The organism is Sphingomonas sp. ABOLH, from assembly GCF_003951715.1.
GTDB lineage: Bacteria > Pseudomonadota > Alphaproteobacteria > Sphingomonadales > Sphingomonadaceae > Sphingomonas > Sphingomonas hankookensis_A.
Genome location: NZ_QQWV01000011.1, coordinates 43,655 through 65,836, shown reverse-complemented (window position 1 = coordinate 65,836; position 22,182 = coordinate 43,655). Strand labels below are relative to the sequence as shown.

The window sequence follows — 22,182 nt, the reverse complement described above, 5'->3', positions numbered from 1 at the left end:
CTCCCCTACGCCAGCGTGCGAAGGGATCACCCAATGACGCGATCAGGATGCAGGGGCTGCCGCGAAGACCAGCCCGATTTCGCGATCGCGATGGCGTTCCAGCCGATCGTCGACGCCGATACCGGCCTGCCCTTCGCGTTCGAGGCACTGGTGCGCGGCCGGAACGGCGAAGGCGCCGCGCAGATCCTGGCGCAGGTGACCCCCGACAATCGCTACGCCTTCGACCAGCAATGCCGCACGGCGGCGATCGAAGGCGCGGTCAAGGCGGGCATCCTGTCCACCGACGCACGGCTGTCGATCAACTTCCTCCCCAACGCGGTCTATTCGCCCGTAGCCTGTATCCAGGCGACGCTGACAGCCGCACGGACCCACGCCTTCCCGACCGACCGGCTGATCTTCGAATTCACCGAGAATGAGGAGATGGCGGACACCGACCATGTCCGCACCATCGTCGACACCTATCGCGCGATGGGTTTTGCGACCGCGCTCGACGATTTCGGCGCGGGCCATGCCGGCCTTGGGCTGCTCGCGAACTTCCAGACCGATTATCTGAAGCTCGACATGGACCTGATCCGCGGCATCGACGTCAGCGTGCCGCGCCGGCTGATCGTCGAGGGCATGGTGCGCATCGCCACCTCGCTCGGCATGCAGGTGATCGCCGAGGGGATCGAGACGGCCGAGGAATATGCCGTACTGCGCGACCTCGGCATCCGCTACATCCAGGGCTATCTGCTTGCGCGACCGGGCTTCCGCATCCTGCCGCAGATCATCGTACCGGCCACCACGCTGGCGGCATAAATTGCTGATACTCACGCACGACTGCACATCACCTCACGCTTGTGGCAGGATGCAGATCGGATAAGATTAGCTTTGAAATAGGAGCACATAAACTTGGCCGATGAATGCCAAAATTGCGGGTCTGCAATTACGCCCGGCTCGACTTTCAAATCTGCCAACGAGCGTAAATCGAGCGAGACGGTGACGTTCGTCAATCTTATCATGGGCACGAATTACAGCGGCTTGTGCTACAAATGCGGGACGACGCCCGAAGCGCAAGCCAAACAAGCCATCCTTTCGGAACTTGCCGATAAATCCGCACTTGCCCAAGATCGAGTGACGGACTTTCCTATGCTTACGATGTCATGGCTTCCGGCGACCGCCGATATTCGCTTAAAGAACCTAGTAACAGCCAATATTACTGTGGGAACCGGGTTCTTCAACGAATTTACTCAAGGATTTTCTGATTTCGCCGGGATGGTCAATGTTAACTCCGGCATGAGCCACAAGGTCAACAAAGGAGAAGCCGCGGCCAGGTCGCTTCTCGCCATGAAAGCGAGATCGTTGGGCGCAAACTGCATTGTTGGCGTCGACATCGACTACGGCACTACCAACAACAATGCCGCAACCGTCAATATGCAAGGGACGGCCGCAGTCATCACCAATCTTCGCGACATATTGGCGGATGATGCATTCAAAAAGGCGCAAGAACTCGAAGAAATCTACGCCCGCATCGCTCAACTGCAACGCTGGCATACGGGCGACATAGCAAACTAAATTCTACCGCACCGGCTTCCACACCTGAGTCTGGCAGAAGATCGCGATGCAGCCCTGTACCTTGAGCGACCCGTCGGCGTTCTTCGACACGATCGACTTGTAGCTCTTGCCGTTGCGCGGATCATAGATGCGCCCGCGCCAGTCGCTCCCGGCATCGGCAAAGCCCGACAGGATCGGCATCCCCAGGATCGGCCGCGACCGCAGCGCCGGGTCGCTATTGTTGACGTCGGTGGTCGGTGCGCCCGGCGTCGCCTTGATGATGCGCACCAGCCGGCCACAGACCTTGTCGCCGCAGCGTGCCACCTCGATCACGCCCGCGCCGTCCTCGGTCAGATAACGGCCCGCGATCGGCGTCGCGGCAAGCGCCGGCGTCGCCGCCAGCACCGCGACCAAGGCCAGCGCGCGCAACCTCACTTGAAGTTGTCCGCGTAGGCCTGCAGCTTCAGCTTGCGCTCGGGCGCCGGCACGACATGGAACGCGATGCCTTCGCGCGTCGCATAGTCCGTCGCGGCGTCGAGCGACGGGAATTTCAGCTTCACCTGCTCGCGCGTATCGCCCGATCCCGCCCAGCCGGTCAGCGGATCGGCCTGCTTCGGCTCGGCCGGTTCGAATTCCAGCATCCAGGTGTGCGTCTTGGCGCGCCCCGACTGCATGGCGTTCTTGGGGATCTGGTAGATACGGGCGTTGGGCATGGACGAAACCTTGTAAGCGATCGCGAATGTCCCGCCCTGCATAGCAAAGCCCGCGCGGCTTGCCAGCAGAGTCGCACCGCGGTTACGCGCGAATCGGCATTTGGGATACGGAACGCAGCCCGTGGTCGCGATTTTTTAGGAGTTACCTCGCTACTTCCGCGCAATTCCGCCCTGATTGCCGACTATTGCATTTGCGATCTATTATCATTAAAGGGCGCTTTAGGGTTGTTTTGCCGTCCAAAACCCCGTACAGCGCCCGCGTCGCGGCAGGACCGCGCCCGACTTGCTACGGAGAGAGACGTCTTGGCTCGCAAGAAGATCGCGCTGATCGGCGCTGGCAACATCGGCGGCACGCTCGCCCACCTCGCCGCCCTCAAGGGGCTGGGTGACATCGTTCTGTTCGACGTCGTCGAAGGCGTGCCGCAGGGCAAGGCGCTCGACCTGTCGCAGTGCGGACCCGTCGAAGGGTTCGACGCGACGATCACCGGCACCAACGATTATGCCGACATCGCGGGTGCGGACGTAATTATCGTCACCGCCGGTGTCGCCCGCAAGCCGGGCATGAGCCGCGACGACCTGCTCGGCATCAACCTGAAGGTGATGAAGGCCGTCGGCGAGGGCATCAAGGCCAATGCCCCCGACGCCTTCGTCATCTGCATCACCAACCCGCTCGACGCGATGGTATGGGCCCTGCGCGAATTCTCGGGCCTGCCGCACAACAAGGTCGTCGGCATGGCCGGCGTGCTGGACTCGGCGCGCTTCAGCCACTTCCTCGCAGACGAGTTCAAGGTGTCGGTCAAGGACGTCAACAGCTTCGTGCTGGGCGGCCATGGTGACACGATGGTCCCGGTGCTCGAATATTCGACCGTCTCGGGCATCCCGGTCACCGACCTGATCGAGATGGGCATGTCGACCAAGGAGCGCGTCGACGCGATCGTCAAGCGCACCCGCGGCGGCGGCGGCGAGATCGTCGGCCTGCTCAAGACCGGCTCGGCCTTCTACGCGCCGGCGACCAGCGGCATCGCGATGGCCGAAGCCTATCTCTATGACCAGAAGCGCGTCCTGCCCTGCGCCGCCTATCTGTCCGGTGAATATGGCGTCGATGACCTCTATGTCGGCGTCCCCGTCGTGATCGGTGCCGGCGGCGTCGAGAAGATCGTCGAGGTAAAGCTGGGCGCCGAAGCCAAAGCAAACCTCCAAGTCTCGGTAGACGCGGTCAAGGAACTGCTGGTCGCCTGCAAGGGGATCGACGAGACGCTGGCGTAAATAAGTACCGTACCCCCGCGCAGGCGGGGGTCCAGGGTAACAGAGCGTAACGCCCGTGGCTCTGGATCCCCGCCTGCGCGGGGATACGACGGAGCGGCAAGATGAAGGCAGGTTTTGTCTACATCGTCGCCAGCCGTAGAAACGGAACGATCTACACCGGTTCGACCAGCAATCTGATCCAGCGCATTCATCAGCATCGCGGTGGCACGGTTGAGGGATTTACGACCGAGCACGACTGCAAACTCTTGGTCTGGTACGAATGCCATGATGATCTGCAAGAGGCGCGGCTTCGCGAACGGCGGATCAAGAAATGGAACCGCGAGTGAAAGTTGCGGCTGATCGAAGAGAACAACCCCGGCTGGCACGATCTGTTCGGACAGCTGACCTGATTTTCGCTCCGTTACAGGAGCAGCAAGGGAAACGAAGATGAGCATCCTCGTCAACAAGAACACCAAGGTCATCACCCAGGGGATGACCGGCGAAACCGGCAGCTTCCATACCAAGGCGGCGCTGGAATACGGCACGCAGATGGTCGGCGGCGTGACGCCGGGCAAGGGCGGCAGCGAGCATCTGGGCCTGCCGGTGTTCAACACCGTCGCCGAAGCCAAGTCGAAGACCGGTGCCGATGCCTCGGTCATCTACGTGCCGCCGCCCTTCGCTGCGGACTCGATCCTCGAAGCGATCGACGCCGAAATCCCGCTGATCGTCGCGATCACTGAAGGCATTCCGGTGCTCGACATGGTCAAGGTCAAGCGCGCGCTGTCGGGTTCGAAGTCGCGGCTGATCGGCCCGAACTGCCCGGGCGTGCTGACGCCGGGTGAGTGCAAGATCGGCATCATGCCGGGTTCGATCTTCAAGAAGGGCTCGGTCGGCGTCGTCTCGCGCTCGGGCACGCTGACCTATGAGGCGGTGTTCCAGACGTCGAACGCCGGGCTGGGTCAGACGACCGCCGTCGGCATCGGTGGCGATCCGGTCAACGGCACGAACTTCATCGACGTGCTCGAGCTGTTTCTGGCGGACGACGAGACCCAGTCGATCATCATGATCGGCGAGATCGGCGGCGATGCGGAAGAACAGGCCGCGCAGTTCCTGATCGACGAGGCCAAGCGCGGCCGCAAGAAGCCGATGGCCGGCTTCATCGCTGGCCGCACCGCCCCTCCGGGCCGTCGCATGGGCCATGCCGGCGCGATCGTGTCGGGCGGCAAGGGCGACGCGGAAAGCAAGATCGCGGCGATGGAAGCCGCCGGCATCAAGGTTGCGGCTTCCCCCAGCGAGCTGGGTTCGACGCTGCTCGAAGTGCTGAACGGTTGAAGGTGACTTGCCCCGTGCGCGGAACCGCACGGGGCACCGCCCGGTTCGACCGGGCAAAAGCGGACAGGATGTGACCATGGGCTACGAAGGCCAGGATTTCGACATCGCCGCCGGCGTCAGCCCGGCATTCGTGGAAACGCTCTATGGTCGCTACCGCGAGGATCCCTCGTCGGTCGATGCCGGCTGGCGCCAGTGGTTCGAAGGGCTGGAGGGTGCGACCCAGCATCCCAGCTGGCAGAGCAAGCGCTGGCCGCTGACCGACACCGACGAGCTGACCGCCGCGCTCGACCCGACGCAGATGGAGCCGGCGCCCAAGCCCGCGCGCGGCGGCAAGCCTGCCCCGGCAGCGGCCGCCCCCGCCGCGCCGAAGGTCGATGTCGCAAAGGCCGCCGGCGACGCGATCCGCGCGCAGCTGCTGATCCGCACCTATCGCGTGCGCGGCCACCTCGCCGCCAATCTCGATCCGCTGGGCCTCGCCCGCCGCGAGCTGCCCGAGGACCTGCGCACCGAATATTACGGCTTCTCGGATGCCGAAATCGACACGCCGGTGTATCTGGGCGGTTCGCTCGGCCTCGAATGGGCATCGATCCGCGAGATCGTCGACATCCTGCGCGCCAATTACTGCGGCAATGTCGGCCTCGAATATATGCACATCGCGGACGTGGAGGAGCGCAAGTTCCTGCAGGACCGGATGGAAGGCCGCGACAAGGCGATCCAGTTCACCCCCGAAGGCAAGAAGGCGATCCTCGCCAAGGTCATCGAGGCGGAACAGTGGGAAAAGTTCCTCGGCCGCAAGTACGTCGGCACGAAGCGCTTCGGCCTCGACGGCGGTGAATCGATGATTCCCGCGCTCGAAGCGGTCATCAAATATGGCGGCCAGCTGGGCGTGCGCGAGATCGTGTACGGCATGGCGCATCGCGGTCGCCTGAACGTGCTGACCAACGTGATGGCCAAGCCGTTCCGCGTGCTGTTCCACGAATTTGCCGGCGGCAGCGCCAACCCGGACGATATCGGCGGGTCGGGCGACGTGAAATATCACCTCGGCACCTCGACCGACCGCAGCTTCGACGACGTGTCGGTACACATGTCGCTGGTTGCCAACCCCAGCCATCTCGAGGCGGTCAATCCGGTCGTGCTGGGCAAGGTGCGCGCGCAACAGACCTTCCGTGGCGATATCGAAAAGCACGAACAGGTCCTGCCGGTCCTGATCCATGGCGACGCGGCGTTCGCGGGCCAGGGGATCGTGTGGGAATGCCTCGGCTTCTCCGGCATCCGCGGCTACAATACCGGCGGCTGCGTCCACTTCATCATCAACAACCAGGTCGGCTTCACGACCAGCCCGCAGTTCGCGCGCTCGTCGCCCTACCCCTCGGACGTGGCGAAGGGCGTGCAGGCGCCGATCTTCCACGTCAACGGCGACGATCCCGAGGCGGTGACCTTCGCCACCAAGATGGCGATCGAGTTCCGCCAGCAGTTCAAGCGCGACATCGTCATCGACATGTGGTGCTATCGCCGCTTCGGCCATAACGAAGGCGACGAACCGTCCTTCACCCAGCCGCTGATGTACGCCAAGATCAAGGGCCATCCCGGCGTCAGCGAGATCTATGGCAAGCGACTGGCAGAAGAGGGCGTCGTCGACGGCGATTTCGTCGCTTCGAAGACCGCCGAGTTCACCCAGCTGCTGGAAGGCGAGTTCGAGAACGCCAAGAGCTACAAGCCCAACCGGGCCGACTGGTTCGCCGGTCGCTGGTCGGGGCTGCATGCGCCGATGGACCCGGAAGGATCGCGCCGTTCGGTCGACACCGGCATCGAACAGAAGCTGTTCGATTCGCTCGGCCGCACGCTGACCACGGTTCCGGACAATATCCAGATCCACAAGACGCTGGCCCGCGTGCTCGATGCCAAGCGCGGCATGTTCGCGAACGGCGAGGGCTTCGACTGGGCGACTGCCGAGGCGCTGGCCTTCGGCTCGCTGCTGTCGGAAGGCTTCGGCGTCCGCCTGTCGGGTCAGGATTCGGGTCGCGGCACCTTCTCGCAGCGGCACGCGGTATGGGTCGACCAGACCGACGAGCATAAGTTCGTGCCGTTGAAGACCATCGAGCATGGCAGCTTCGAGGTGCTCGACAGCCCGCTGTCCGAATATGGCGTGCTGGGCTTCGAATATGGCTATGCACTGGCGGACCCCAAGGCGCTGGTGATCTGGGAAGCGCAGTTCGGCGATTTCGCCAACGGCGCGCAGATCATGATCGACCAGTTCATCGCGGCGGGTGAAGCCAAGTGGCTGCGCGCCAACGGCCTGGTGATGATGCTGCCGCATGGTTACGAAGGCCAGGGACCGGAACACAGCTCGGCGCGTCTCGAACGCTTCCTGCAGCTGTGCGCCGGCGACAACATGCAGGTCGCCAACGTCACCTCGCCGGCGAACCTGTTCCACCTGCTGCGCCGGCAGATGCATCGCAATTTCCGCAAGCCGCTGGTCATAATGACGCCGAAGTCGCTGCTGCGGCACAAGATGGTCGTGTCGAAGACGGAGGACTTCCTGCCGGGCACCCACTTCAAGCGGCTGCTGTCCGATCCGTCGGCCCCGGCGGATGCGAACACGACGCGGCTGGTGCTGTGTTCGGGCAAGGTCGCGTTCGACCTGATCGAGGCGCGCGATGCGGCGGGCGATACGTCGACGCAGATCGTCCGCGTGGAACAGATCTATCCGTTCCCGTCGGACGCGCTGGTCGCGCGGCTTCGCAACCTGCCGAACCTGACCGATGTGGTCTGGGCGCAGGAGGAGCCGAAGAACAACGGTTCGTGGTTCCTGGTCGAACCGCTGATCGAAGAAGCGCTGGCCGAAGCCGGTTCGAACGTTCCGCGTGCCCGCTATGCCGGTCGCGCGGCGGCGGCATCGCCCGCCACCGGGCTGATGAAGCGCCACCAGGCCGAACAGGGCGCGCTGGTCGCCGATGCGCTCGGCCACAATGTCCGCGACGAAATCCGCCGCACCCGTCAGGCCGAGGGCGATCGCGCCACCGGCAAGGCCGCATCCTAACCGTGTTATTACCCCCGACACGGGGGAGATGAGGAAGATCCGATGGCAACCGAAGTTCTGGTCCCCACGCTGGGCGAATCGATCACCGAAGCGACGCTGGGCGAATGGTTGAAGAAGCCCGGTGAGGCGGTCGCCGCCGACGAACCGATCGCCAGCCTCGAAACCGACAAGGTGTCGGTCGAGGTTCCGGCGCCCGTGGCCGGTGTCATGGGCGCGCACGCCGTACAGCCGGGCGACACCGTGTCGGTCGGCGCGATGATCGCGACGATCGAATCGGGTGACGGTGCCGCTGCCGCGCCGGCTCCCAAGGCGGACGCCGCGCCGGCACCTGTCGCCACCCCTGCCCCGGCAGCCGCACAGCAGGCCCCGGCCGCCGGCGACGCCAATGTCGACGCCGCCGCGCTGTCGCCGTCGGTGCGTCGTGCGATCCTCGAACACGGCGTCGATCCGGCGAAGGTCAAGGGCACCGGCCGCGACGGTCGCATCACCAAGGAAGACGTCGTTGCCGCCGCCGGTGACAAGTCGGCCGCAGCAGCGCCCGCCGCTGCCGCCCCGGCCGCGGCTGCGCCGGCCGCCGCTGCACCGACCCGTGGCGAAGAACGCGTGAAGATGACGCGCCTGCGCCAGACGATCGCCCGCCGCCTGAAGGAAGCGCAGGACACCGCCGCGCTGCTCACCACTTTCAACGACGTCGACATGACGGCGGTGATCGAGGCGCGCGCCAAGTACAAGGACCTATTCGAAAAGAAGCACGGCGTCCGCCTGGGCTTCATGGGCTTCTTCGTGAAGGCCGCGACGATGGCGCTGAAGGATATTCCGGCGGTCAACGCGCAGATCCAGGGCGACGAGATCGTCTATCACGACTATGCCGACATCTCGGTCGCCGTCAGCGCGCCGCAGGGGCTGGTCGTGCCGGTCATCCGCGACGCCGACAAGCTGTCGGTCGCGGGTGTCGAGAAGACGATCGCCGATTTCGGCAAGCGCGCCAAGGACGGCACGCTGAAGATGGACGAGATGAAGGGCGGTACCTTCACCATCTCGAACGGCGGCGTGTTCGGGTCGCTGATGTCGACTCCGATCATCAACCCGCCGCAGTCGGCGGTGCTGGGCCTGCACCGCATCGAGGAACGCCCGGTCGTCCGTAACGGACAGGTCGTGGTGCGTCCGATGATGTACCTCGCGCTCAGCTATGACCATCGCCTGATCGACGGTCGCGAGGCGGTGACCTTCCTCGTCGCGCTCAAGAACGCGATCGAAGACCCGACGCGCCTGCTGATCGACCTCTAAGGAACGGCGAGCACCGATGGGCATGGTGATCTATCTGCGTCGGGCTGGTCAGTCCGACCTCGACCGATTGATTGCCGACCCATCGGTGTTCGAGGAGTTCGTGTTCGAAGAAGCCGTGGAGAATCTCGACCTCGTCGACTTCGACAAGGCGTGGCACGCGGTCCACTACCTCCTCACCGGATCGGCCGACGATGTCGGTCATCCGCTAGGCATCATTATCGCCGCGCTGCCCGAATTGGGCGCAGACGAGAATGGCGAGGGCGGGATCGGCCTGATCTCCCCGCCCATGATGCGGGCGTTCGCCGACGCGCTCGATCGACTGGACGACGCGACGCTCGAACGCCGTTACGATCCTCCGGCCATGCTGCGCGCCGATGTATATCTTGCGGACGTTTTTGTAGACGAGGGTGCCGAGGCGCTCGAATATGTGATGCAGGGGGTGCCGGCGCTGCGCCGCTTCGCTGCGAATTGCCGGGCGACCGGCGACGGTGCGATCCGCGTGATCGCCTGAAACGATTTGGACGGGATGCAAACCAATGGCTGAATACGACTTCGACGTCCTCGTAATCGGTGCCGGCCCGGGCGGCTATGTCGCCGCGATCCGCGCGGCGCAGCTGGGCCTCAAGACCGCTTGTGCCGAGGGGCGCGAGACGCTGGGCGGGACCTGCCTGAACGTCGGGTGCATCCCGTCCAAGGCGCTGTTGCACGCGTCGGAACTGTACGAGGAAGCGACCGGCGGTCACCTTGCCAAGTTCGGCGTCGAGATTCAGGGCGCGTCGCTCAACCTCGACCAGATGCATGCCGAAAAGAAGAAGGCAGTCGGCGAGCTGACCGGTGGCATCGAATATCTGTTCAAGAAGAACAAGGTCGAATGGCTGAAGGGCTATGCGTCGTTCGAGAACGACCACAGCGTAAAGGTCGGCGATCGTACCGTCACCGCGCGCGACATCGTGATTGCGACCGGTTCGTCGGTGACGCCGCTGCCCGGCGTGCAGGTCGACAATGACGCGGCGGTGATCGTCGATTCGACCGGTGCGCTTGCGCTGCCCAAGGTGCCCGAGCATCTGGTCGTGATCGGCGGCGGTGTTATCGGCCTCGAACTCGGTAGCGTGTGGCGCCGCTTGGGTGCCAAGGTTACGGTTGTCGAATATGCCGACCAGATCCTGCCCGGCTTCGACGGCGAGGTCCGCAAGGAATCGGCCAAGCTGTTCAAGAAGCAGGGCATGGACCTCAAGACCGCGACCAAGGTCACCGCGGCATCGGTCGATGGCGGCACCGCCACCCTGACGCTCGAACCGGCGGCCGGTGGCGAGGCCACGACCCTGACCGCGGACGCGGTACTGGTGTCGATCGGCCGTCGCGCGAACACAGAGGGTCTCGCGCTCGACAAGGCCGGCCTGTCGGTCAACCAGCGCGGCCAGGTCGATATCGACGAGGAATTCCGCACCAAGGTCGACGGCATCTGGGCGATCGGCGACGTGGTCCACGGCCCGATGCTGGCGCACAAGGCGGAAGACGAAGGCGTCGCCGTCGCCGAGTTCATCGCCGGCCAGACCGGCATCGTGAACCACGACGTCATTCCGTCGGTCGTCTACACCATGCCCGAAATCGCTGGCGTCGGCCTCACCGAAGAAGCCGCCAAGGAAAGGGGCGAGGTGAAGGTCGGCAAGTTCCCCTTCGTCGCCAACAGCCGCGCCAAGACCAACCGCGACACCGACGGCTTCGTGAAGGTCATCGCCGACGCCAAGACCGACCGCGTCGTCGGCGTGTGGATCGTCTCATCGCTGGCCGGCACGATGATCGCACAGGCGGCGCAGGCGATGGAATTCGGCGCGACCAGCGAGGACATCGCCTATACCTGCCATGCCCACCCGACCCATGCCGAGGCGCTCAAGGAAGCGGCAATGGCGGTGCAGGGCAAGCCGATCCACATCTGATCGGGCGACAACGGCTGCAACAGGGGCGGGGCATGGCGACATGCTCCGCCCTTCTTGCGTCCGGACGGTGCCGTTCCGCGTGGTTAGGAAGTTGTAAAATCTTGTCGCCTAGGCTCGCTCCACAGGATTCGATGGGGTGGCAGGCGTGAACGCATTCGGACGGCGCAGCGGAATGGGCGGATCGGGCGGCAGGCCATCGTTCGGCGTCGCCCGCCCGATGCAGGGATCGGGATCCGCGCGGCCCGCCGATCTCGACCTCGCCCCGCAATTCCCGCCGCTGGGGCAGGTGCCGCTGCCCGGCGGCGACCTGGAACCCATGCCCGGCGAACAGGCGAGCGCGATGCCGCAGGGCGTCGGCGACGCGATGCAGCGCCTCGCCGATCGGCAGGCGCTGTCGGGTGAGGCCGGCAACAGCCGGGTCGAAGGGTTCGAAACCTCGATCCACCGCATCAAGGAACAGGTGCTCCCCCGCCTGCTCGAACGCGTCGACCCCGAAGCCGCCGCGACCCTGACCAAGGACGAGCTCGCCGAGGAATTCCGCCCGATCGTGGGCGAGGTGCTGGCCGAGCTGAAACTGACGCTCAACCGGCGCGAACAGTTCGCGCTGGAAAAGGTGCTGGTCGACGAGCTGCTGGGCCTCGGACCGCTCGAGGAATTGCTGGCCGATCCGGCGATCAGCGACATCATGGTCAACGGTCCCGAACAGACCTTCGTCGAACGCAAGGGCAAGCTGGAGCTGGCCAATATCGCGTTTCGCGACGAGGAGCATCTGTTCCAGATCGCACAGCGCATCTGCAACTCGGTCGGCCGCCGCGTCGACCAGACCACGCCGCTGGCCGACGCCCGGTTGAAGGACGGCAGCCGCGTCAACGTGATCGTGCCGCCCTTGAGCCTCAAGGGCACCGCGATCTCGATCCGTAAATTCTCGGCCAAGCCGATCACCATCGACATGATGGCCGGCTTCGGGTCGATGAGCACCAAGATGGCGACCGCGCTGAAGGTCGCCGGGGCCAGCCGCTTCAACATCGTGATTTCGGGTGGCACCGGCTCGGGCAAGACCACGATGCTCAACGCCCTGTCGAAGATGATCGACCCGGGCGAGCGCGTGCTAACCATCGAGGACGCCGCCGAACTGCGCCTGCAACAGCCGCACTGGCTGCCGCTCGAAACGCGCCCGCCGAACCTGGAAGGGCAAGGCGAGATCACCATCCGCGACCTGGTGAAGAACGCGCTGCGTATGCGCCCGGACCGGATCATCCTGGGCGAAATTCGTGGGTCGGAGTGTTTCGACCTGCTGGCGGCGATGAACACCGGCCACGACGGATCGATGGCGACGCTCCACTCCAACTCCCCGCGCGAATGCCTCGCGCGTATGGAGAACATGGTGATGATGTCGGACATCAAGGTGCCCAAGGAAGCGATCAGCCGCCAGATCGCCGATTCGGTCGACCTGATCGTGCAGGTGAAGCGCCTGCGCGACGGTTCGCGCCGCGTGACCAACATTACCGAGGTGATCGGGATGGAAGGCCCGGTGATCGTCACCCAGGAACTGTTCAAGTTCGAATATCTGGACGAGAGCGCCGACGGCAAGATCATCGGCGAATACCGTTCGATGGGAATGCGCCCCTATACGCTCGACAAGGCCAAACAGTACGGTTTCGACCAGGCGCTGCTGGAGGCATGCCTGTAGCGCCGGGGATTTAGCCGGCCTACAGTCGCGCGGTGATGCTCCGCCTGTCCTTTGCGCTGCTGCTGTGCGCGCCCGTCGCCGCCCATGCGCAGGGGCAGCTTGCCGCCGATGCGGAGGCGCGCTGGGTGCCGTTCACGCTGACCGCCGCCAACCATCTGCGCTTTGCAATGACCATCGATGGCGTCGCGGCGCAGGCGCTGCTCGATACCGGGCTGAACCATAGCGCGGTCAGCCGGGAGTTCGCGCGACGGGCGAAGTTGACCGTCGATACGCAGGATGCTGCCGCCGGCGTCGCGCTGGGCGGGGCGATCCGGGTCGACTGGGCCGCGACGAAAACGGTCGCGTTCGGTGCGTTCAGCCGCAGCGGCGGTCGCGTCGCGGTGATCGACCTGCCGAAACTGCTCGCCAGCGCATCGGGCGATGCCGAGGTGCTGGTCGGCACCGACCTGATCGCGCGCCATGCGATCGACATCGATTTCGCCAATCGCCGCTTCCGCCTGTTGCCGAGCGGCCGGATGCCCTTTGCCGGCACCAGGGTTCCGATGAGCCTGCAGGCGGGCAGCGGACTGTACCTGACCGAAGCGACGCTGGGGAAACATCGCGTCCGCCCGCTGCTGGTCGATACCGGCGATGGCGGATCGCTGAGCGTCGCGCGCAGCCAGTGGCGAGCGGCAGGACTAAAGGGTGCGCGGGTGACCTCGACCATCGCCTTCGGCGCAGGGGGCGTGGTCGATGCAGGGATGACCGTGACCGACAAGGTCGCGTTGGGCGGGGTGCCGACCGGCCCGATCGAACTCCGGATCGAGGGCGATGGCGGCTTCACCAAACAGGTCCGCGTCGCCGGACGCGTCGGGACCGGGCTGCTGCTGCGCTACCGCGTACTGCTCGATCCTGTCGCCGGGCAGATGGTCGTCACCCCCAACCCGTTCGCCCCGCCCCCGCCGCTCAAATCGACCAGCGGGCTGCTGCTTGGCTATGACCGTGCCCGGCTGCGCGTGCTGCATGTCATGTCGGGCGGACCGGCGGCGAAGGCCGGGTGGAAGGCGGACGAACTGATCTGCGCGGTTGAGGGCAAGCCGGTGTCGCTGACCCCCGATGGCGGGGTCGATGTGCGCTGGGGCACCGATACGCCCGGACGGGTCGTGAAGCTGGCGCTGTGCGACGGCGCGGAACGCTCGCTGACGCTGGCGAATTTTTACTAGAGCGATTTCCGACCAGATTGGATCACTGGCACGGAGGTGATTTAGGATCGGGACAAGGCGCGAGGAGGCCGCGATGCATCGGCATCGTCACCGACGAGCAACGCAGCCCCGGACCGACATCACCCCGCCGCGTGAGCGGTTGTCCGCAGGGCGATGACGGTGGTTCAATCTGATCGGAAACCGCGTTAAAGCCTGATCCACCCGCTTCGATTCGAGCGTCATCCCGGCGAAGGCTGGGATCTCCCGGTTGTAGCACGCAGCAGGAACTGGGGAGGCCCCGCCTTCGCTGCGGCGACGTCCGGAACCGGCGGACTTTCCCCTACTTCAACGCCATCGCCACGCCGAACACCATCACCAGCACGGCGATCAGCTGCACCAGCGTCCACGGCATCCAGCCGACCCGGTCGGGATCGCGGCGCAGGGTACGGCGACGTTCCGCCAGCACCGACACTGCAAAGAGCATCGCCGCCGCGCCCGCAATCGTCCATAACCACCGATGTGCGTCGTCCACCCGTTCCTCCCGTTCAGGAGTCTCCCATGCGTCGAACCGCCCTGTTCCTGCCAGTCCTAAGTGCCGCGCTGGTCGCCCTCACCCCCGCCCCGGCCCAGGCACCGCGCCGCCCGCTCGCCGCGGCGGTCGGGTCGCCGCTGCGCAGCCCGGCCAATGTGGCGCGTGACCGCTATCGCCATCCGGTCGAGACACTCACCTTCTTCGGCGTGAAGCCAACCGACACGGTGGTCGAAATCTGGCCCGGCAATGGCTGGTACAGCGAAATTCTGGCGCCGATGCTGCGCGAAAAGGGGCGTTATGTCGCCGCCGGTCCGCTGCCGCGTACATCGGACATGCTGACGAAGCTGCAGGCACGCGACGCGACCGCGTTCGGCAAGGCGCAGGCCGTCGCCTTCCCGGCGGAGGCCGGACAGGCGGGCGTGCCCGACGGCGTCGCCGACAAGGTCCTGACCTTCCGCAACGTGCATAACTGGCGCTTCGGCGGCGCCGACCGGGCGCAGGCGGCGTTCGATGCGATGTTCCGCATGCTGAAGCCGGGCGGCGTGCTGGGCGTGGTCGAACACCGCCTGCCCGAGGCGCGCGACGCGGCCGCCGAGGAGAAATCGGGCTATATGAAGGAAAGCTCGGTCATCGCCTTCGCGACCAAGGCGGGGTTCAAGCTGGCTGCGCGGTCGAACGTCAACGCCAATCCCAAGGATACCGCCGACTGGCCGCAAGGCGTATGGACGCTGCCGCCGACCTATCGCCTGAAGGACGTCGACCGCGCGAAATATGCCGCGATCGGCGAGAGCGACCGGATGACGCTGCGGTTCTTGAAGCCGAAGTGAGCGAAGTGGGGGAGGCAATGTCCCCTCCCCCATACTCCCCGTTCGGTTCGAGCAACTTCGAGCCTGTCGAGAAGCGGCCGTCGAGAACGCTTGTGTGGCCCAACGCTCCCCCGTTGGGGAGTAGAGACTAGGCGAAGCCGAACGCCCCGAACCACCGGTCCGTCGATACGCCGCTTCGACAAGCTCAGCGGCTACTCAGGACGAACGGGTGGGGGTGTCGGCTTTCCCACTTCCCGCTCCCCACTCCCCACTCCGTTCGGTTCGAGTAGCGATCGAGCGAAGTCGAGAGCGCGTATCGAGAACGGGGTTCCGCCGGGCGGGCATTCTCGACCGACGCCTCTCGACACACTCAAAGCCGCTCGAACCGAATAGATCGGTCGAACCTCACCCCAGCTTGTCGACCTTGTCCTGCAACCGTGCCAGTTCGGCCCGCAGCGCGGCCATTTCGTCATTCTTGGCCGGGGCTTCGGTCGCGCCCGGCGCAGGTGTGGCGCCCGGCGCACCCGGCTTGAACGCATGCGCCGCCGCCTCGAACATCGCCAGGTTGCGCTTGGCGATCTCGGCGAAGGGCGAATGGGCGAACGCGCCCTCGACCGCGGTCTTGAACTGTTCCTGGTTGCGGCGGAAGCTGTCCATCGACGCCTCCAGATAGCCGGGCACCATCGCCTGCATCGAATCGCCGTACAGGGTGATCAGCTGGCGCAGGAAGCTGACCGGCAGCAGCGTCTGCCCCCGGCTTTCCTCTTCCATGATGATCTGCGTCAGCACATTATGGGTGATGTCGTCGTCGGTCTTGGCATCGACGACCTTGAAGTCGCGATGCTCGCGCGTCATCGCCGCGAGATGCTCCAGCGTGATGTAGGAGGACGTCTCGGTATTATAGAGCCGGCGATTGGCGTATTTCTTGATGATGACGGGGCTGCCGTCGGCCGCTGCCTTCTTCATGGGAAAAAACCTTTGCGCGAAAGATGACTGGATGGGTACACCGCTTGATACCGCGCCGCAACACGGCCCGCGCCCGCTGACGCTGTTTCTGTCGATGCTGCGCAGCGAAACCGCTAAGGATCCCCATGCCCGCGCCCGCGCACTGGCGGGATTGAGAGCGTATCAGGACGCACCGCGCCTGCCGCGCGTGGCGATGCCGGAGGCGATCGCGTGCGACGGACGCATCCGCTTGCGCGACTATGGCGGCGACGGGCGGCCGGTGGTGGTGGTGCCCTCGCTCATCAACCCGCCCTTCGTCCTCGACCTCGCGCCCGACAATTCGCTGCTGCGCTGGCTGGCCGGACAGGGGCTGCGGGTGCTGCTGGTCGACTGGGGCACGCCGACGCCTGCCGACCGGGCGATGGACCTGGGCGACCATGCGCAGGCGGTGGCGCGGCTGTGCGATGGACTGGACGAACCGCCGCTGCTGGTCGGCTATTGCCTGGGGGGCACCATCGCACTGGCCGCCGCGGCGTTCGCGCCGGTCGCCGGGCTCGCGCTGATCGCGACGCCATGGCGCTTCGACGGGTTCGGCGAGGCCGGGCGCGCCGCGATCGCCGATATGTGGACCGCGGCACAAACGACCGTGGAGCAGCTGGGGCTGCTGCCGATGGAATTGCTGCAATCCATGTTCTGGCAGATCGACCCGGCGCGCACCGTCGACAAGTTCGTCCGGTTCGCCGATCTCGATCCCGTCGGCGCGGCGGCGCAGGCGTTCATCGCGCTGGAGGACTGGGCCAATGGCGGCGCGCCGATCCCCTATGCCGCAGGCCGCGAATTGTTCGACGACCTGTTCGACGCCGACCTGCCCGGACGCGGGCGCTGGAGTGTCGGCGGCCGGATCATGTCGCCGCGCCCGCCGCTGCCGATGGTCGAATTCGTCGCGGAAAGCGACCGCATCGTTCCCGCCGCCAGCGCGATCGGCCTGTCCGACCAGCGGATCGTGCCCGCGGGGCATGTCGGCATGATCGTCGGCAGCCGGGGCCGCGGCGTGTTGTGGGAACCGCTTGGGCGCTGGCTAAGCGACGTTCCTGCCATTAGATAGCGCGCGAACCCTCAGGGAGAAGGATTGCCCATGTCCGACGTCGTTATCGTTGCCGCCAAGCGTACGCCTGTTGGTAGTTTCCTGGGCTCCTTTGCCGCGGTGCCCGCGCACGAACTCGGGCGGCAGGCGATCGCGGCCGCGCTGGAGCAGGCGGGTGTCGCGCCGGAGGATGTGTCGGAAGTGATCCTGGGCCAGGTGCTGACCGCCGGCCACGGCCAGAACCCGGCGCGGCAGGCGTCGATGGCGGCGGGTCTTCCCAAGGAAGTCCCGGCATGGGGCATCAACCAGGTCTGCGGATCGGGCCTGCGCGCGGTTGCGCTGGCGGCACAGGCGATCCAGACCGGCGATGCGACGATCGTCGTCGCGGGCGGACAGGAAAGCATGTCGCTCGCCGCCCATGCGGTACAGCTGCGCGCCGGCACCAAGATGGGCGACGGATCGATGGTCGACACGATGATCAAGGACGGCCTGACCGACGTCTTCAACGGCTACCACATGGGCATCACCGCCGAGAACCTGGCGGCGCAATATGATCTGACGCGCGGCGAACAGGACGCATTCGCCGTCCAGTCGCAGAACCGCGCCGAGGCCGCCCGCGCCGAGGGCCGCTTCAAGGACGAGATCGCGCCGGTCACGATCAAGGGCCGCAAGGGCGACACCGTCGTGGACCAGGACGAATATATCCGCGCCGGTGCCACCGTCGACGGCGTGTCGGGCCTGCGTCCGGCGTTCAAGAAGGACGGCACGGTGACCGCCGCCAACGCATCGGGCCTGAACGACGGCGCCGCCGCGCTGGTCGTGATGTCGGCCGACGAGGCGGCCAAGCGCGGGCTCGAACCGCTGGCCACGATCAAGAGCTGGGCGACCGCCGGCGTCGACCCGTCGATCATGGGCATCGGCCCCGTCCCCGCGTCCCGCCGCGCGCTGGAAAAGGCCGGCTGGAGCGTCGAGGACCTCGACCTGGTCGAAGCCAACGAAGCCTTTGCCGCGCAGGCGCTCGCCGTCGGCAAGGACATGGGCTGGGGCGCGGACAAGGTGAACGTCAACGGCGGCGCGATCGCCATAGGCCACCCGATCGGCGCATCGGGCGCGCGGGTGCTGACGACTCTGCTCTACGAAATGAAGCGCCGCGATGCGAAGAAGGGCTTGGCGACGCTGTGCATCGGTGGCGGCATGGGCATTGCGATGTGCGTCGAGCGGTGAAGCCGACGTAACAAACTGTTTCCCTGTAATTTAGTTACACAAAGCAATAAAATTATTACAGCAACGATCAGCGCGCCAACAGGTCGTTACAGCGATGTGACATTCATGTCACATTCATGTTTCTAAAGCATTTTGGTGCGCTGACGTGTCTTGCGTCGGCCCGCGTAGCCATATTTTCTGGCGCCAATCCGATACGCTTGTATCGGTCAAAACGGGGCCAATCATGAACTTAAACCGACTTCTCGGTGCGACGGCGCTTGCCAGCGTCGCGCTGCTGCCGCATGCTGCTTTTGCACAGACTGGATCGACCGGAACCGCCGCCGATGCGGCCACCCCCAGAGAACAGTGCCTGCCGGACGATCCGCGCGCGATCTGTCAGGAAGAACCTACCGAAACCATCACGGTTACCGGATCGCGCATCCGCACGCCGAACCTGACCGCCGACGTGCCGATCACCTCGATCGCGGGCGACGTGATCTTCCAGAACAGCGACCAGAATGTCGGTGAGCTCCTGAACGATCTGCCGCAGCTGCGCAGCACCTTCTCGCAGCAGAACCCTGGCCTGGGCATCGGTATCGCCGGCCTGAACCTGCTCGATCTGCGCGGCTTGGGTACGTCGCGCACGCTGGTCCTGGTCAACGGCCGCCGCCACGTCGCCGCCGACATCCTGTCGAACGCGGTTTCGGTGGACGTCAGCTCGATCCCGAATGACCTGGTTGAACGGATCGATATCGTCACCGGCGGCAGCTCGGCCGTGTACGGTTCGGACGCCATCGCGGGTGTCGTCAACTTCGTCCTGCGTCGCTCCTATGAAGGTTCGCAGATCCGCGGTTCGGCCAGCATCGCCGGTGCCGGCTTTGGCGGGTCGCAATATATCTCGGCCATGACCGGCCGCAATTTCGCCGACGGCAAGGGCAACATCACCCTCCACGGCGAATATTCGCGCCAGGAGCGCGTGTTCGCATCGGACGTGCCGGCGTTCCGCCAGCAGGACGGCCTGTTCACGGTCGACGCCGACACCGGTGGCCTGCCCAATGGTAGCGACGGCTTCCCCGACGCGATCTTCCTGCGCGACGTGCGCAGCGGCACGATCAACCCGTACGGCCTGATCCCGATCAACCAGCGCAATGCGGCGGGCGGCGCCTGCGGCAACGCGACGCTGGCCAATAACGGCGCGCCGAACAATTCGGGTCTGGCGTTCAGCTGCAACTATCTCTTCACGCCGGAAGGCCGCCTGGTCCAGCAGACCGGCACGCCGTTCGGCACCGGCATCAACGCCAACCGTATTGGCGGCAACGGCCAGACCGGCCGCGAAGGCCGCACGCTGTCGGTTCTGCCCGAACTGCAGCGCTACAACTTCAACCTGCTGTCGCATTTCGAGTTCAGCCCGGCATTCGAGGTGTTCTTCGAAGGCAAGTTCAACCGCACCGAAGCCGTCGGCAACAATGCCGGACCGTCGTTCATCCAGACGGGTTCGGGCAACCAGGGCAATATCGGTGACTTCCGCGAGCGCCCGCGCATCGACAACCCGTTCCTGAACGCGACGGACCGTACGACGCTCTCGAACCTCATCCTCAATTCGGGCTGTAACCCGAGCTTGACGGTGACCTGCCCCGCCGCCGGCAACCTCAGCGCCGCCGACCGGGCGGCGATCGCCGCCGGCACCTATCGCTTCATCCTGGCGAAGAACCTGCTGGACGTCGGTCTGCGCGACGAAAAGTTCCGTCGCGACACCTATCGCGCCGTCCTGGGCGTACGCGGTACGTTCAACGACGACTGGTCCTATGAAATCTCGGGCAACTATGGCCGGTTCGACCAATCGTCGATCACCGAAGGCTATATCGACCGCCAGCGCTTCTCGCTGGCGATGGATGCTGGTCGCAACCCGGTAACCGGCGCCATCCAGTGCCGGTCGCAGTTCGATGCGTCGGCAGCCGTGCCGGACGCACGGACGGATGGCGTCTCGGTCGCAAACCGTGCCGCAAATGCCGCCCGTCTCGCAGCCGACATTGCCGCCTGCCGCCCGTACAACCCGTTCGGGGCCGGCACCGGCAATGCCGATGCAATCAACTATTTCAGCAGCACCTTCTCGAACAAGGCCAGCCTGGAGCAGATCGTCGGCCAAGCATTCGTGTCGGGCGACCTCAGCCAGCTGTTCGAACTGCCGGGCGGCCCGATCGGCTTCGCCATCGGCGGTGAGTATCGCCGCGAGAAGGCGTTCTACCGTCAGGACCCGTTCACGACGCAAGGCTTCAACAACGCCGTTTCGATTCCCGTCTTCGATCCGCCGTCGTTCGAAGTGAAGGAAGCCTATGGCGAACTTCGCGTCCCCCTGTTGAAGGAAGTTCCGTTCTTCCACGAACTGTCGCTGACCGGCGCCGGTCGCGTGTCGGACTACAAGGGCGGCACGGGCACCGTCTATGCCTATAACGGTGGCGTACAGTGGTCGCCGATCAGCGACATCCGCTTGCGCGGCAACTATGCGCGCGCGGTTCGCGCACCGAACGTGTCGGAAACCGGCTTCCCGCTGGTCCCGAACTTCAGCTCGATCACCGATCCCTGCAACATTACCGCGATCAATGGTGGCTCCACGACGCGTCGTGCCAACTGCACCACCGCGGTCGGCGCGGGCAATCTAGCTAATCTCGGGTCGATTACCTACTCGCTGCCGATTGTCAGCGGGTCAAACCCGAACCTGGCAGCGGAAACCTCCGACTCGTACACGCTGGGCGCCGTGTTCCAGCCACGCTTCGCGCCGGGCCTGTCGCTGACGGTCGATTATTACGACATCACGGTGAACGGCATCATCACCAGCGTCAGTGCACAGCAGATCCTCAACAACTGCTACGACTTCCCCACGCTGAACAACGTGTTCTGCAGCGCCTTCACGCGCTTCGCCGGTCCGGGCACGGGCCCGAACGGCGAACTGCCGGGTGCGGTCCTGGGTAACTCGCTGATCGTGGCGCCGCTGAACTTCGCCAAGCGCCAGGCGCGCGGCATCGATACCCAGCTGATCTATCGGGCACGGTTCAGCCAGGACGTGAGCCTGACGACCAACCTGCTCTACGTCCATGTGCTGAAGCGCAGCAATTTCGAAGACGTGACCAACCCGAGCTTCGAAAACCGGATCATGAGCGAACTGGGCGATCCGCAGGACGAGGTTCGGCTCGACCTTGACCTGGGCATCAAGAACTTCAACTTCGGCTATCGCTTCCGCTTCATCGGTGAGCAATTCACCGGGGCTTACGAAAGCTTCCGGAGCGGTGTGAACGGCCTGCCCGCATCGAACATCGACGCCACCTCGCCGCAGGAATATCCGGTCATCACCTATTCGGACCTCCGGTTCGAATGGAATGTGGGCGGTGTGCAGGGAAGCGGCGACACTCGCCCGGACGGTCTGCAGTTCTTCTTGGGCGTCGACAACGTGTTCAACCAGGCCCCCCCGCTCGGTTCGACCGCGACGGGTGCCGGCTCGGCGATCTACGATTATCGCGGTCGCAGCTTCTATTCGGGTTTCCGCGCACGCTTCTGATCCGGTAGCATATTGCGAATATCCGTGGGCGGGGGAGCAATCCCCCGCCCTTTTTCTTTATGCGGATACGCGGCTGGACCTGTCGGGCAAACTGCGCGACA

General features: G+C 65.1%; 18 protein-coding genes and 1 pseudogene. 15 read left to right on the top strand and 4 right to left on the bottom strand.

Features of this window, described 5'->3' with window-relative positions; translation table 11 throughout:
- Positions 1-33: 33 nt before the first annotated feature.
- Positions 34-798, top strand: coding sequence for an EAL domain-containing protein (locus CA237_RS07665; protein WP_232308022.1), 765 nt, complete (start codon positions 34-36; stop codon positions 796-798).
- A 93-nt stretch (positions 799-891) separates the two neighbouring features.
- Positions 892-1,554 carry a heavy metal-binding domain-containing protein gene (locus tag CA237_RS07660; protein WP_126013596.1) on the top strand — a complete coding sequence of 221 codons (663 nt, stop codon included), beginning with the start codon at positions 892-894 and terminating at the stop codon, positions 1,552-1,554.
- 3 nt (positions 1,555-1,557) lie between these two features.
- Here CA237_RS07660 and CA237_RS07655 read toward each other — a convergent pair whose 3' ends face one another.
- Positions 1,558-1,968 carry a DUF2147 domain-containing protein gene (locus CA237_RS07655; protein WP_066692055.1) on the bottom strand — a complete coding sequence of 137 codons (411 nt, stop codon included), beginning with the start codon at positions 1,966-1,968 and terminating at the stop codon, positions 1,558-1,560.
- Positions 1,965-2,246, bottom strand: coding sequence for an ETC complex I subunit (locus CA237_RS07650; RefSeq protein ID WP_066692775.1), 282 nt, complete (start codon positions 2,244-2,246; stop codon positions 1,965-1,967). Before CA237_RS07650 ends, CA237_RS07655 begins: the two co-directional genes overlap by 4 nt.
- Before the next feature lie 303 nt (positions 2,247-2,549).
- On the opposite strand from CA237_RS07650, the gene mdh reads away from it, so the two are divergent.
- The 9 genes and pseudogenes from mdh (at position 2,550) to CA237_RS07605 (ending at position 13,979) form a co-directional block, all read left to right on the top strand.
- Complete coding sequence (gene mdh, locus CA237_RS07645; protein ID WP_066692058.1) at positions 2,550-3,512, top strand: malate dehydrogenase; 963 nt, start codon at positions 2,550-2,552, stop codon at positions 3,510-3,512.
- Between the two features lie 101 nt (positions 3,513-3,613).
- A pseudogene (locus CA237_RS07640) lies at positions 3,614-3,835 on the top strand (GIY-YIG nuclease family protein); the annotation flags it as partial.
- A gap of 103 nt (positions 3,836-3,938) precedes the next feature.
- The gene (gene sucD, locus CA237_RS07635; protein WP_066692063.1) at positions 3,939-4,823 is read left to right on the top strand and encodes a succinate--CoA ligase subunit alpha; all 885 of its coding nucleotides are present in this window, start codon (positions 3,939-3,941) and stop codon (positions 4,821-4,823) included.
- A gap of 76 nt (positions 4,824-4,899) precedes the next feature.
- Entirely contained in the window at positions 4,900-7,863 is a 2,964-nt protein-coding gene (locus CA237_RS07630; RefSeq protein WP_084401693.1) for a 2-oxoglutarate dehydrogenase E1 component, read from the top strand.
- Between the two features lie 42 nt (positions 7,864-7,905).
- On the top strand, positions 7,906-9,150 hold the full coding sequence (gene odhB / locus CA237_RS07625; RefSeq protein ID WP_126013593.1) for a 2-oxoglutarate dehydrogenase complex dihydrolipoyllysine-residue succinyltransferase: 1,245 nt from the start codon (positions 7,906-7,908) through the stop codon (positions 9,148-9,150).
- Between the two features lie 16 nt (positions 9,151-9,166).
- Positions 9,167-9,661: a YfbM family protein gene (locus CA237_RS07620; protein ID WP_066692074.1), complete on the top strand. Its 495-nt coding sequence runs from the start codon at positions 9,167-9,169 to the stop codon at positions 9,659-9,661.
- A gap of 25 nt (positions 9,662-9,686) precedes the next feature.
- Positions 9,687-11,087, top strand: a complete 1,401-nt coding sequence (lpdA, locus tag CA237_RS07615; RefSeq protein ID WP_066692078.1) for a dihydrolipoyl dehydrogenase — start codon at positions 9,687-9,689, stop codon at positions 11,085-11,087.
- A gap of 172 nt (positions 11,088-11,259) precedes the next feature.
- Positions 11,260-12,777 (top strand): CpaF family protein, encoded by a 1,518-nt coding sequence (locus tag CA237_RS07610; protein ID WP_066692081.1) that lies wholly within the window; start codon positions 11,260-11,262, stop codon positions 12,775-12,777.
- Positions 12,778-12,812: 35 nt separating this feature from the next.
- Entirely contained in the window at positions 12,813-13,979 is a 1,167-nt protein-coding gene (locus CA237_RS07605) for an aspartyl protease family protein (RefSeq protein WP_066692085.1), read from the top strand.
- Positions 13,980-14,298: 319 nt separating this feature from the next.
- Here the strand turns inward: CA237_RS07605 and CA237_RS07600 are convergent, their stop codons facing one another.
- Positions 14,299-14,490 (bottom strand): hypothetical protein, encoded by a 192-nt coding sequence (locus tag CA237_RS07600; protein ID WP_066692090.1) that lies wholly within the window; start codon positions 14,488-14,490, stop codon positions 14,299-14,301.
- 26 nt (positions 14,491-14,516) lie between these two features.
- Between CA237_RS07600 and CA237_RS07595 the strand changes: the two genes are divergently transcribed.
- Positions 14,517-15,317, top strand: a complete 801-nt coding sequence (locus CA237_RS07595; protein WP_066692094.1) for a methyltransferase domain-containing protein — start codon at positions 14,517-14,519, stop codon at positions 15,315-15,317.
- Between the two features lie 384 nt (positions 15,318-15,701).
- On the opposite strand, the gene phaR is transcribed toward CA237_RS07595, so the two are convergent.
- A complete protein-coding gene (gene phaR, locus CA237_RS07590; RefSeq protein ID WP_066692097.1) occupies positions 15,702-16,262 on the bottom strand; it encodes a polyhydroxyalkanoate synthesis repressor PhaR in 561 nt (186 codons plus the stop codon).
- A gap of 31 nt (positions 16,263-16,293) precedes the next feature.
- Between phaR and CA237_RS07585 the strand changes: the two genes are divergently transcribed.
- The 3 genes from CA237_RS07585 to CA237_RS07575 all read left to right on the top strand — a co-directional run bounded on the left by CA237_RS07585 (position 16,294) and on the right by CA237_RS07575 (position 22,081).
- Positions 16,294-17,346 (top strand): alpha/beta fold hydrolase, encoded by a 1,053-nt coding sequence (locus tag CA237_RS07585; protein WP_232308023.1) that lies wholly within the window; start codon positions 16,294-16,296, stop codon positions 17,344-17,346.
- A gap of 30 nt (positions 17,347-17,376) precedes the next feature.
- Positions 17,377-18,549, top strand: coding sequence for an acetyl-CoA C-acetyltransferase (locus tag CA237_RS07580; protein ID WP_126013590.1), 1,173 nt, complete (start codon positions 17,377-17,379; stop codon positions 18,547-18,549).
- 223 nt (positions 18,550-18,772) lie between these two features.
- Positions 18,773-22,081, top strand: a complete 3,309-nt coding sequence (locus tag CA237_RS07575) for a TonB-dependent receptor (protein WP_126013587.1) — start codon at positions 18,773-18,775, stop codon at positions 22,079-22,081.
- Positions 22,082-22,182 lie beyond the last annotated feature (101 nt).

What these genes read in the sequence shown, in the direction of transcription:
- CA237_RS07665 (WP_232308022.1), top strand. Translation starts at nt 34, where the DNA reads ATGACGCGATCAGGATGCAGGGGCTGCCGCGAAGACCAGCCCGATTTC.
- CA237_RS07650 (WP_066692775.1), bottom strand. Translation starts at nt 2,246, where the DNA reads ATGCCCAACGCCCGTATCTACCAGATCCCCAAGAACGCCATGCAGTCG.
- sucD (WP_066692063.1), top strand. Translation starts at nt 3,939, where the DNA reads ATGAGCATCCTCGTCAACAAGAACACCAAGGTCATCACCCAGGGGATG.
- CA237_RS07630 (WP_084401693.1), top strand. Translation starts at nt 4,900, where the DNA reads ATGGGCTACGAAGGCCAGGATTTCGACATCGCCGCCGGCGTCAGCCCG.
- odhB (WP_126013593.1), top strand. Translation starts at nt 7,906, where the DNA reads ATGGCAACCGAAGTTCTGGTCCCCACGCTGGGCGAATCGATCACCGAA.
- CA237_RS07620 (WP_066692074.1), top strand. Translation starts at nt 9,167, where the DNA reads ATGGGCATGGTGATCTATCTGCGTCGGGCTGGTCAGTCCGACCTCGAC.
- lpdA (WP_066692078.1), top strand. Translation starts at nt 9,687, where the DNA reads ATGGCTGAATACGACTTCGACGTCCTCGTAATCGGTGCCGGCCCGGGC.
- CA237_RS07610 (WP_066692081.1), top strand. Translation starts at nt 11,260, where the DNA reads ATGGGCGGATCGGGCGGCAGGCCATCGTTCGGCGTCGCCCGCCCGATG.
- CA237_RS07605 (WP_066692085.1), top strand. Translation starts at nt 12,813, where the DNA reads ATGCTCCGCCTGTCCTTTGCGCTGCTGCTGTGCGCGCCCGTCGCCGCC.
- CA237_RS07595 (WP_066692094.1), top strand. Translation starts at nt 14,517, where the DNA reads ATGCGTCGAACCGCCCTGTTCCTGCCAGTCCTAAGTGCCGCGCTGGTC.
- phaR (WP_066692097.1), bottom strand. Translation starts at nt 16,262, where the DNA reads ATGAAGAAGGCAGCGGCCGACGGCAGCCCCGTCATCATCAAGAAATAC.
- CA237_RS07585 (WP_232308023.1), top strand. Translation starts at nt 16,294, where the DNA reads ATGGGTACACCGCTTGATACCGCGCCGCAACACGGCCCGCGCCCGCTG.
- CA237_RS07580 (WP_126013590.1), top strand. Translation starts at nt 17,377, where the DNA reads ATGTCCGACGTCGTTATCGTTGCCGCCAAGCGTACGCCTGTTGGTAGT.
- CA237_RS07575 (WP_126013587.1), top strand. Translation starts at nt 18,773, where the DNA reads ATGAACTTAAACCGACTTCTCGGTGCGACGGCGCTTGCCAGCGTCGCG.